This window comes from Streptomyces solincola, from assembly GCF_002982015.1.
GTDB classification, from domain to species: domain Bacteria; phylum Actinomycetota; class Actinomycetes; order Streptomycetales; family Streptomycetaceae; genus Streptomyces; species Streptomyces solincola.
On record NZ_PVLV01000089.1, the window covers coordinates 21044 to 31508 of the forward strand.

A 10465-nucleotide genomic window follows, 5' to 3' on the forward strand; every position below is an offset into this window, starting at 1 on the left:
TCACTCCGTTCGTGCGGACGGCCGCCTGCGGGGGCGGCCGGAGAGGATCGGGGAGGGCGCGCCACAACAGCGCGGCCGACCGAACTTAGGTAAAGCTAACCTCATGTCCGGACCGTGTCGACTCCGCAAAACGGACATGGGACCGAAGCCGCACGACAACGGGCCCCACCCCGGGGCGCATTGCAGTCTAAGGTAAGCCTTGCTTAACCTCATGGTCGCTGTCGTACTGCTGTGCGCTGCTGTCGTCGCTCTCTGCCTAGGAGGAACCCCATGCGGGTCGTCATGTTCGGTTACCAGACCTGGGGCCACCGCACCCTGCGGGCGCTCCTGGACTCCGAGCACGACGTGGTGATGGTGGTGACCCACCCGAAGAGCGAGCACGCCTACGAGAAGATCTGGAGCGACTCGGTCGCCGACCTCGCCGAGGCGCACGGCGTGCCCGTCGCCATCCGCAACCGGCCCGACGACGAGGAGCTGTTCGCGCAGCTCAAGGAGGCGGACCCGGACGTCATCGTCGCCAACAACTGGCGCACCTGGATCCCCCCGCACATCTTCGGCCTCCCCCGGCACGGCACCCTCAACGTGCACGACTCGCTGCTGCCGAAGTACGCCGGCTTCTCCCCGCTGATCTGGGCCCTGATCAACGGCGAGAGCGAGGTGGGCGTCACCGCGCACATGATGAACGACGAGTTGGACGCCGGCGACATCGTGCTCCAGCAGGCGGTCGCCGTCGGCCCGGCCGACACCGCCACCGACCTGTTCCACAAGACGGTCGACCTGATCGCCCCCGTCACCGTCGGCGCGCTGGCCCGCATCGCCGCCGGCGAGACCGGCTTCACCCCGCAGAACCGCGCCGACGCCACCTTCTTCCACAAGCGCGCCGAAGAGGACATCCGGATCGACTGGACCTGGCCGGCCGAGACCCTGGAGCGCCTGGTCCGCGCCCAGTCCGCCCCGTACCCCAGCGCCTTCACGCACCACCGCGGCAAGCGCCTGGAGATCGTCTCCGCCGTCGTCTCCGAGGCCCGCTACGGCGGCACCCCCGGCCGGATCTTCTACCGTGAGGGCGACGGCGTCGTCATCGTCGCCGGCCCCGACGCCCGCACCGGCCGCAACCGCGGCCTCGCCGTCACCCGCGTCCGCACCGAGGACGGCCGCGAACTGCCCGCCACCGCGTACTTCACCTCCATGGGCGGCTACCTCACCGCCCGCCCCTGACGCCCCGGCGAGGGCCCGGCAGCCGGGACCGCCGGGCCCTCGCCGCTTCCCCGCCGGCTACCGGAAGGCGCACCCGGGGTCGGGCGCGTCCTCCGACAGCGGCGCGCCGTGCGGCAGCACGTAGAGGATCTCCATCACCACGGGCCCGGTGCCGAGATTGCGCCCGATGTGCACGTTCCCGGCGCCGGCGGGTTCGGTCAGCGGCTGACCCGCCCGATAGGTCCCGTCCGGTGCGCACCGGGAGTCGAAATGGCTCAGCGTGCCCTTGACGACGGCGCCCCGCAGGGTGCCGTCGTGGAAATGCCAGCCGGTGCTCTGCCCCGGTGGAATGGTGATCTGGCGCAGGATGTGATCCTTTCCGCCTGCGGTCCATTGGTAGACGGTCTTTCCGCTCACGCCGGCGCCAGGCGCGGTCGCTGCCGCCATCGTGATGCCGGTCAGCGTCGACACCGCCGCGAAAGCCGCGACCACGGCCACGCGTACAGCCTTCTTCATGTCGGCCGTTCCCCTCTTCACGGTTCCCACCTGCTGCCGAGAAGGGTCGCGGCCGGCGAGATCCCTGGATGTGGTGAGTGCCGCCCGGGAGTTTCTCGAGCCGCCCGGTCATGAAACGCCGCGCACCCTGCCTGGGAACTCACGGGACGATAAATCTCGGCCCGCCTTCTCCGGCCGTCCCGGTCATGCGGCCGCGCGGACGGGATACCGCTCGTACAGCGGAGAAGCGATCGTCTGCACCGCGATCGCGTCGCCCTTCACCACGAAGGTGTCGGTGCCGAAGACGGGCGCCGGGCTGCCGTGCGGGGTGAAGTGCCAGGTGATGTGGACCAGGCCGGCTCGGATCACCGGTTCGTCGATCCGGTTGTCGCCCTGGCCGAAGATGTCGAAGAGTCGCTCGAACACCGGCCGGATGGCGGCGCGCCCCTCGTATACCTGGTTGTTCAGGACCAGTACCGCGTCTTCGGTGTAGTCGCTCATGATGGCGTCCAGATCCTGCCGGCCCCAGGCGCCGATGTGCCGCTGCCAGACCGCCGTGGTCCCGGCGGCGGTGGACCCCGCGCGCCCGACCGCCGCCTGCCCTTCGTGCGGCTGCGCGACCGCGCTGCCGTGCACGACGACGGCGAGCAGCGCCACCGTCGACACGACGATTCCGGCGACCTTCCCCATCACACCACTGACCACGACGAACCTCCTGGTGCTCCTTCGTGACGTGTCGTCATCCCGACACCCGGCCGAGTCTGACGAACCGTCATTAAGCGAGCCCTGGAGCGGCGCTGGATCTTGCGCCCCGTTCCGGCTCCGGGCTCCCCGGGCAGCACCCGGCCCGCGGCCCCCGCCGCACCAGGCAGATCGCAGGGGCGGCGCAGTCCGCAGCCAGGGAGCCGTTAACCCGGGCCGACCTACGTTGCGGCGGACCGCAGCGGTGCCCCGCCCCGGCGGGGGGCCCGCTCCCCACCCGAACGAACGGATGTCCCCGGTGCGTGCTCACCCGCGACCACAAGGATCCGACCGGGCCCGCAGAGGCCGGAGAACCGACCGGAGGCGGGCGGCGGCGCTCCGGTCCCGCCTACGACCGGTCACGTCCCGTCTGGCCGCCCTGCCCGGGCGCGGTCTGCACGTCCCCACACGGATGGCGATCGTGCTGAGCGTGCCGCTCCTGGCCGCGCTGGTCCTCGCCGGCCTGCGCATCAGCGACGCCGTCGACGCCGCAGACACCTCTCGCGACCTGCGCGACATAGCGGCCACGGCCCGCTCGGGCTCCGCCCTCATCCGGGCCCTGGCCGACGAGCGCGACCGCGCCGTCGATCCGCGCGCCCGCCACTCCGCGGCGGCCACCGCCGGGGCGCGGCGCCGCACCGACCGGGACGCGGCGGTGTTCTCCGGGAAGCTGGACGGCCTCCCCGCCGCGGCGGGCATGCGGCGGCACCGGAGCGCGGTCGTGGCGGCCCTGAAGCGCCTGCGCGAGCTGCGCCGGGCACATGACGACGGCGCTCCGCCGAGCACGGTGCAGTCGGGCTACGGGGCGGTCATCCTCACCGTCGCCGGCGTCCACAACCAGGTCGGCAGCGCCGAGGGCGACCTCCAGTCGTCCGGCTGGACGCTGTACAACCTCGCCCTGGACACCGCCATGCTCCAGGGGCAGCGGGCGAACCTCTCGCTCGCCGTGGCGAAGAAGGACATGAGCGCCGGCAGCCGCGGGAACTACCTGGCCGCACAGCTCGTCCGGGACACCACGGGACGCGAGTTCACCTACTTCGCGGACCGGAGCGAGACCGCTCGCTTCGATCGGATCGCCGGCTCGGCGGCCTCCCGCCGCATCGCGGCGGCGGCCTCCGCGGTCGAGCGCGCCGACGACGGGCGCTCCCTGGTCGCCGGGCTGCCGAAGGGCTGGTACGAGGCGATGACGAAGGTCGGCGAGGACCTGACCCGCCTCCAGGACGACGTCGAGCGCCATGTCGTGCGGGCCGCCGAGGAACAGCGGGTGCGGGCCCGGCACACGGTGGTGACCGACTGCCTGGTCGCGGCCGGCATCCTCCTGGCGGCCATGCTGATCGCCCATCTCAGCTCGCGCGGCCTGGTGCGCGGGCTCAAGCGCCTGAGTGCTTCGGCCAGCGAGGTGGCGGAGCAGCGTCTGCCCGTGGTCACCCGGCATCTCTCGAACGGCACCCCCCTGCCTGCCGAGTTGGAGAGCGGAGTGCTCAGCGTGCGCTCCCGCGAGGAACTGGGCGAGGTCGCCCGGGCGTTCAACCACGTCTACCTGGAGGCGGTCAGGCTGGGTCGGGAGCAGGCCCGGCTGCGCGAGGAGGTCAACAGCGCCTTCCGCAGCCTGTCGTGGCGCAACACCAATCTGGTGGAACGGCAGCTCACCCTGATCAGCGACCTGGAGTCGGAGGAGCTGGACCCCGCCAAGCTGGCGCGGCTGTTCCGCGTGGACCACCTGGCGGTCCGCATTCGGCGCAACAGCGAGAACCTGCTGGTGATCGCGGGCGCCGACGCCTGCCCCCGCCGGACCGGGGACATGGACCTCGTCTCGGTGCTGCGGGCAGCCGCCTGCGCCATCGAGGGTTACGAGCGTGTCGCCTACGGGCCTGTGCCGGAGGTGGAGCTGGCCGGCTTCGCCGCCCACGACGTGGTCCACCTCGTCTCGGAACTCCTCGACAACGCCGTTTCCTTCTCCAGCCCCGCCACCGAGGTCGACGTGTGCGGCACCCGTCTGCCCGACGGCCGGCTGCTGCTGGAGATCCGCGACCAGGGCATCGGCATCACGGGCGCCGAACTGCACCGGGCCACCATGCTGCTGCGCGGATCGCGGACCTCGTCGGCCGACGCCGCCAGGACCATGGGCCTGCACGTGGTCGGCGTCCTCGCCCGCCGGCACGGCGTCGACGTGCGGCTGCGGTCCGGCGCGCCGGCCGGCACCGTGGCCGCCGTCATCCTGCCGCCGGGACTCCTCGTGGAGCCGCCGGCGGCGCCGGCCGAGTGGACGGGGCGGCCGCGCCCGCCGCACACCCCGCCCGCGCCGGAGCAGCCCGGGTAAACGCCCCCGACCACGTCCCCGTAAGCACGATCCGGCCACACGGAAGAGCTGGTCGGTCGGCATTCACGTCCGAGGGCCGGCCTTTGTCCCGCTTTGAAGCCGAGGACTCACAGTGATATTCGAGCGGGCCGCACGGCCGGAATGGCGGTGCGGCCTGCTCTCACCGAAAGGCACTTTTCCCGCACAACCCGTCAGGCGCTTCGTTCCAGAGTCCGGAAATCCGCGCCTCGCCCTCCGCTGCGAAAAAGGCCGGAATCTCCTTCCGAAAGGCTCGCCATGCATTCGCGTTCCCGGTACGCGCGGTCCGCGGCCGGGGCCGTCTGCGCCCTGCCGGCTTCGGTGGCGGTGGCCGGCGGCTGCCGTCGCGGCCCCGTCGGACGGCGGGTCGACGCGTCTCACCGTCACGGTGAAGGACCCTCCCGTCAACGGCACGTGGGACGTCACCTGTCCCTCCCGGAGGAAGTCGGGCGGTCGGGGCAACGCCTTCTGCGACCGGCTGGAAGGACGGACCGCCCCGGGAATCGACCTCTTCGCCCCCGTCCCCGCCGACGCCCTGTGCTCGGCGGAGTACGACCGGCCCGCCACGGCGACGGTCGCCGGACGCTGGAAGGGCCGACGCGTCGACGCCCGCTTCGACCGCACCAACGGCTGCGAGACCGCCCGCTGGGGGCGGCTCCGTCCGCTGCTGCCGCCGGCTCACTGAGCCCGGGGCCGCCTCCGACCGCTCACGCGGACGCACCGTCCGCGGCTGGGCGTACCTCGCAACCGCACCGCTCAGCCCCCCGCCGTCCCCTTCGGACGGCGGGGGGCTCGGGCCGTGCCGGCGGCCTCGCCGTCCCTTTCCGAGGGGGCCGGTCTCAGGTGGTCACGGCGCCACCTCTTCCAGTCCCCGGCGCTCGGCGCTCACGGCGCAGAAGGCGGCGACCACGCCGGCCACGATCATCAGGGCGGCTCCGATAGCGAAGGCCAGCACCGCGTCCGCCACGACCCCGCTCGCCGTCAGGCTCGCGAAGACCAGGGGTCCGCTGACGCCGCCCACCAGGGTCCCGGCCGAGTAGAAGACCGCGATCGCGGTGGAGCGTGCCCAGCTCGGGAATATCTCGCTCGCCGTCACATAGGCGCTGGCGGCCCCAGCCGACGCGAAGAACAGGACGACGCACCAGCAGACGGTGAGCGTCAGGGCGTTCAGCAGGCCGTTCGCGAACAACGCCGCCGTCAGGAGGAGCGCCACGCCGCTGAGCAGGTAGGTGGCGGTGATCATGGCGCGGCGCCCGACGGAGTCGAACAGCCCCCCGAGGAAGACGGGGCCTGTCAGGTTTCCCAGGCACATCGCGGCAAGGAAATAGCCGACCTGGCCTCCGGGGACGTCGTAGAAGGAGTAGAGGATGGCGCCGAACCCGAAGGTGACGGAGTTGTAGAGGAAGCTCTGACCGATGAAGAGAGCGAGGCACAGGACGGCGCGGCTCGGATAGTCCCGGAACAGCGCCAGGGTGGTGCCGAGCGGCCGGCTGCCGTTGTTGCGGTGCACGGTGACGGCGTGGGTGACGGCCGGAAGTTCCCGATGACGGCCTCGGGTCCCGTTCTGGACCCGCGCCTCGATGGATTCGACGATGCGTTTCGCTTCGTCCACCCGGTTGCGCGAGAGCAGCCAGCGCGGGGATTCGGGGACGTGCCGCCTGACCCACAGGACGGCCAGTCCCAGGACCGCGCCGAGTGCGAACGCCAGTCGCCAGCCGAGATGGGGGGCGAAGAGCTGCGGATCGAGCAGCACGGGGGTGAGCAGGGCGCCGCCCAGCGCGCCGAGCCAGAAGGTGCTGTTGACGGCGAGGCCGATCCGCCCCCGGTGGGCGGACGGCATGAGTTCGTCTATGCAGGAGTTCACCGCCACGTATTCGCCGCCGATGGCCACCCCGGTGACGAACCGGAAGACGAAGAACCACCAAGCGTGCGTGGACACGGCAGTCGCGGCGGCGGCGCACATGTAGATGACGAGAGTGACGGTGAACAGCCGCCTGCGGCCGTACTTCGACGTCAGGAAGCCGAAGAGGACGGCCCCTGAGCACGCGCCGGTGATGTAGAGGGCCGCCGCCGCCCCGGTCACTTCGGCGGTGGTGATGTCCAGTCCGCTCCCGGCCTGGGAGAGGCTGGTCGCCATGGCGCCGGTGAGCGTCACCTCGAGCCCGTCCAGAATCCATACGGTTCCGAGCCCGACGACCACCAGCCAATGCCAGCGGGACCAGGGCAGCCGGTCCAGTCTGACAGGAAGATCACTGCTGATCTTCTCGTTTTCCACTTCGGACGCGGTGTACCCAGAATCACGTTTCACAAGAACTCTTCCCAGCTCGCTGAGGCATCGCAGCGACTCTGCGGACCGATGCAGAGCGCACACTACATCCCCCTCGACGCACAAAGTCCAGTCGGTGCCGCATTCCTGGCGAGTAAGCAGCCGCGCAGTTTTCCGATGTGGTGTGGTTAATGCGTGGGAACGCATGCTGCTGCCAGCCGGGAATGCCCGGACGCACGCACGACACCACAGGACTGCAAAATTCTTTCTGATCCCCGAGCAACCGACGGCCGCTCCGCCGGCGAATCCGTTCCCCGCCCCGCGCCCGGTTCCGCCCGCAGTTGGTGGCGTGACGCGGTGGTCTACCAGGTCTATGTCCGAAGCTTCCTGGACAGCACGGGCGACGGGGTCGGCGACCTCGCCGGGGTCAGGGCCGGACTGCCGTACCTCAAGAAGCTGGGCGTCGACGGCATCTGGCTGAGCCCGTTCTACCCGTCGCCGCAGCGGGACCACGGCTACGACGTCGCCGACTACCGCGGCGTCGACGCCGTCTACGGCGACCTCGCCGAGTTCGACCTGCTGATGTCCGCCGCCCGCCGCATCGGCATCCGGGTCCTTCTCGACATCGTGCCCAACCACTGCTCCAGCGAGCACCCCTGGTTCCGCGAGGCCCTCGCCGCCGCGCCCGGCAGCCCGGCCCGCGCCCGCTTCCACTTCGCCGACGGCCGCGGCCCGGACGGCTCGGAGCCGCCCAACAACTGGCACTCCATGTTCGGCGGCCCGGCCTGGACCCGGGTCTCCGAGCCGGACGACCGGCCGGGCCAGTGGTACCTGCACATGTTCACACCGGACCAGCCCGACTGGAACTGGCGCACGCCCGAGATCGCCGCCGAGTTCGACCAGGTGCTCCGCTTCTGGCTGGACCGGGGCGTGGACGGCTTCCGCATCGACGTCGCCGCCGGCCTCTACAAGCATCCCGAGCTGCCCGACTCGGACGACCCGGAGGCCGACGCCCGCACCCGCGACTCCGTCAACCCCCTCGCCTGGAACCAGCCCGAGGTACACGACGTGTGGCGGCACTGGCGCGCGGTGTGCGAGGAGTACCGTCGACGGGACGGCCGGGAACGCCTCCTCGTGGGCGAGGTCTCCGTCCCCACCGCCCGGGAGCACGCTCGCTACGTCCGCGCGGACGAACTGCACCAGGCGTTCTTCTTCGACCTGCTCGGCGCACCCTGGCAGGCCGGCGCGTTCCGCAAGGTCATCTCCGAGGCCATGCAGGACATCGCCGGCACCGGCTCCACCGTCACCTGGGTCCTCAACAACCACGACCAGGTACGCACCGTCACCCGCTACGGCGAACCGGCCGAGGGCAGCGGGCTCGGCGCCGCCCGCGCCCGTGCCGCGGCGCTGCTGATGCTGGCCCTGCCCGGAGCCGCCTACATCTACCAGGGCGAGGAACTGGGCCTGCCCGAGGTCGTCGACCTGCCCGACGACGTCCTCACTGACCCGATCTTCCACCGGACCGGCAGCCGCGCCCGCATCCGTGACGGCTGCCGGGTACCGCTGCCGTGGTCCGGTCAGGCGTCGCCGTTCGGCTTCACCAAGGGCGTCGAAGGCGTCAAACCCTGGCTGCCCCAACCCGACTACTTCGCCGCGTACGCCACCGATCGCGCCCTCGGCGACACCCGCTCCTTCTGGCACCTCTACCGCGAGGGACTTCAACTGCGCTCGACACTGCCCCAGTTGGGTGAGGGAACGCTGCGGTGGCTGGACACCCCGCCGGACGTCCTCGCCTTCGTCCGCGGCGACGGGCTGATCTGCGCCGTCAACTTCGGTGCGTTCCCCGCCCTCGCGCCGGCCGGCGGCGCGCCCCTCCTCGCCAGCGGCCCCTGCCCGGCCGGGACGCTCCCCGGCTCGACCGCGGCCTGGTGGCTGGCGGACGAGGCGCCCTAGCCACGATCGCCGCTTGCCGTTTCCGTGGACTCGGGGCCTCGGAAATCAGGTGCACGGGACCATCCGCCGCCCCCGTCGATGACGCAGACGTGCGCCGCACCCTGGACGCCGCCACCGACACCGGCGGACAGGGCGGCCGCCCGTCCGGGCCCCCGCTCGCGGCAGTTGCCGTCTCAGGGGGTCGCGCGCCGGTCGCCGACGCCGGTCAGCCGGCCGCCGCGCCGCCGGCGACCGGCTCGTCCTCGTGGGGCGCCGGGCGCGCCTCCCGTCCGTTCCGCCACGGGCGGGCGATCGGCCGCGAGACCGCCCGCCACCACGGCTGCACGGGCAGCTCGCCCGCCGGTTCGAAGGGCTGGCCCGGGCGGGGGAAGGCGACCGGCTGGCCGGCCTCGGCCGCGGCGTCGCGGGTCCACTCGGCCGGCTCGGCCCACGGGTGCGGGGCGAGGTTGAAGGTGCCCCAGTGGATCGGCAGCAGCACACCGCCCGGCGCGCCGCCCTGGAGGTCCAGGTGGGTGCGCAGGGCCTCGGCGGGGGTCATGTGGATGTCGGGCCAGAACTCGCTGTAGGCGCCGAGCTGGATCATGGTGAGGTCGAACGGCCCGTGGGCGGCGCCGATGTCGCGGAAGCCCTCGAAGTAGCCGGTGTCGCCGCTGTGGAACACCCGGTGCTCGGGGCCGGCGACCACCCAGGAGGCCCACAGGGTGTGCTGCTGGTTGCGCAGGCCGCGGCCGCAGAAGTGGCGGGCCGGGGTGGCCGTCAGGGTGAGGCCGCCGATCTCGGTGGACTCCTGCCAGTCCAGTTCGCGCAGCCGGGCGGCGGGCACGCCCCAGTGCTCCAGGTGCGCGCCGACGCCCAGCGGCACCGCGAAGAGGGTGTCCACGCCGGCCAGGGCGCGGATGGTCGGCAGGTCGAGGTGGTCGTAGTGGTCGTGCGAGATGACGACGGCGTCGACCGGGCCGAGCGCGGCCAGCGGCAGCGGGACGGGGTGCAGCCGGCGCGGCCCGGCGAAGGGGAAGGGGGAGCAGCGCTCGCCCCAGACCGGGTCGAACAGCACCCGCCGCCCGTCGATCTCCACCAGCACGCTGGAGTGCCCCAGCCAGGTGGCGCGCAGCCCGCCGGCGGCGGGCCGGGCGAGGTCGGCGAGCGTGGTGGGGTGCACCGGGATGGAACCGACCGGGGCCCGGCGTGCCTTCGACTCCTTGTCGAAGTAGGTGCGGGCGAAGGTGAGGGCCGAGCCGGTGGGGCGGTGCCGGGCGCCCAGCGGGTTCTGGAAGACGCCGTCGGCGAAGTTCGGCGAGGCGAGGATCCGCTCCCACCGCTCGCCGCCGGCGTCCGCGCCGAAGGAGGCGGGCCGCTTCGCGCGCAGGCGGGCGCGCAGCGGGATCGGGCACTCCGGGCGGGGAAGCGAGCCGGTCACGGGACCTCCACGGGTGAGGGGCCTTCCATTATGGGAGGCGGGTGGGACGGACGGGGGG

The 10465-nt window shown here is 72.3% G+C and carries 8 protein-coding genes; 4 read left to right on the forward strand and 4 right to left on the reverse strand.

The genetic code is table 11. From position 1 onward, the window contains the following. Positions 1-270 precede the first annotated feature (270 nt). Complete coding sequence (locus C6N75_RS06730; RefSeq protein ID WP_105867924.1) at positions 271-1218, forward strand: methionyl-tRNA formyltransferase; 948 nt, start codon at positions 271-273, stop codon at positions 1216-1218. A 57-nt stretch (positions 1219-1275) separates the two neighbouring features. Here C6N75_RS06730 and C6N75_RS06735 read toward each other — a convergent pair whose 3' ends face one another. Continuing rightward, positions 1276-1713 carry a cupin domain-containing protein gene (locus C6N75_RS06735; protein ID WP_105867925.1) on the reverse strand — a complete coding sequence of 146 codons (438 nt, stop codon included), beginning with the start codon at positions 1711-1713 and terminating at the stop codon, positions 1276-1278. A 183-nt stretch (positions 1714-1896) separates the two neighbouring features. Next, entirely contained in the window at positions 1897-2397 is a 501-nt protein-coding gene (locus C6N75_RS06740) for a nuclear transport factor 2 family protein (RefSeq protein ID WP_146132500.1), read from the reverse strand. A gap of 448 nt (positions 2398-2845) precedes the next feature. Between C6N75_RS06740 and C6N75_RS06745 the strand changes: the two genes are divergently transcribed. After that, a complete protein-coding gene (locus C6N75_RS06745) occupies positions 2846-4753 on the forward strand; it encodes a sensor histidine kinase (protein ID WP_181160372.1) in 1908 nt (635 codons plus the stop codon). 406 nt (positions 4754-5159) lie between these two features. After that, positions 5160-5456 carry a hypothetical protein gene (locus C6N75_RS06750; protein WP_105867928.1) on the forward strand — a complete coding sequence of 99 codons (297 nt, stop codon included), beginning with the start codon at positions 5160-5162 and terminating at the stop codon, positions 5454-5456. A 162-nt stretch (positions 5457-5618) separates the two neighbouring features. On the opposite strand, the gene C6N75_RS06755 is transcribed toward C6N75_RS06750, so the two are convergent. After that, entirely contained in the window at positions 5619-7046 is a 1428-nt protein-coding gene (locus tag C6N75_RS06755; RefSeq protein ID WP_258177267.1) for an MFS transporter, read from the reverse strand. Between the two features lie 348 nt (positions 7047-7394). On the opposite strand from C6N75_RS06755, the gene C6N75_RS06760 reads away from it, so the two are divergent. Beyond that, the gene (locus tag C6N75_RS06760) at positions 7395-8990 is read left to right on the forward strand and encodes a glycoside hydrolase family 13 protein (protein WP_105867930.1); all 1596 of its coding nucleotides are present in this window, start codon (positions 7395-7397) and stop codon (positions 8988-8990) included. A gap of 205 nt (positions 8991-9195) precedes the next feature. On the opposite strand, the gene C6N75_RS06765 is transcribed toward C6N75_RS06760, so the two are convergent. Next, complete coding sequence (locus tag C6N75_RS06765) at positions 9196-10407, reverse strand: MBL fold metallo-hydrolase (RefSeq protein WP_407703201.1); 1212 nt, start codon at positions 10405-10407, stop codon at positions 9196-9198. Between the last annotated feature and the right edge of the window lie 58 nt (positions 10408-10465).